Annotated in this window: 1 protein-coding gene; it reads left to right on the top strand. The window is 33.3% G+C overall.

Annotation, left to right across the window (positions count from 1 at the left end; translation table 11 throughout):
- Positions 1 to 44: 44 nt before the first annotated feature.
- The coding region (locus tag NK213_RS17945) for a Holliday junction resolvase RecU (RefSeq protein WP_253351760.1) at positions 45 to 577 on the top strand (533 nt) is incomplete at its 3' end.

The raw sequence follows: 577 nt of genomic DNA, 5'->3' as shown, positions 1-577 counted from the left end.
GTAAGGGAAATAAGGTTACTAAATAAAATGGCAGGAGGTGGAAAATGAATGTAGGAAAAAGATTTGAAGCGGATATAAAGGCCTCAATACCTAAAGGAGTATTGTTTTACAGATTCAGAGATAGTCCTAACAGTTTTGGTGGCTATGATGATGTAACAAGATTTACACCAAGTAATGTGTGTGATTGTTTTCTGTTTAAAGTCCCATACTTTTATTTACTGGAACTAAAAACAACAAAGGGTAAGAGTTATCCGCTAAATAAGAGTGCGTATAAACAACTTGATAGATTCAGGGATTTAGGGGATTATGAAAATGTAATAAAGGCATTTGTAATAAATTACCGTGATTATGAGAGAACCTATTTAGTACCAACAGAAAAACTGGAAAATTTCTTAATGAAGACAGGGAAGAAGTCTATAAGAATGGATGAATGTCATGAAATAGGGATGCTGATAGGTCAGAAGAAATTACGGGTAAATTACAGGTATGAGATAGATGATATATTCAAACCGGAAGGCAAGGAAAATGAAGTATTAAAGCTGTTTGATAATTGTTATGGAGGTATAGGAAATTGTAC

Source organism: Sebaldella sp. S0638, from assembly GCF_024158605.1.
Lineage (GTDB): Bacteria > Fusobacteriota > Fusobacteriia > Fusobacteriales > Leptotrichiaceae > Sebaldella.
Note: the sequence above shows the minus strand (reverse complement) of the source record. Positions and strands in the feature narration are given on the sequence as shown.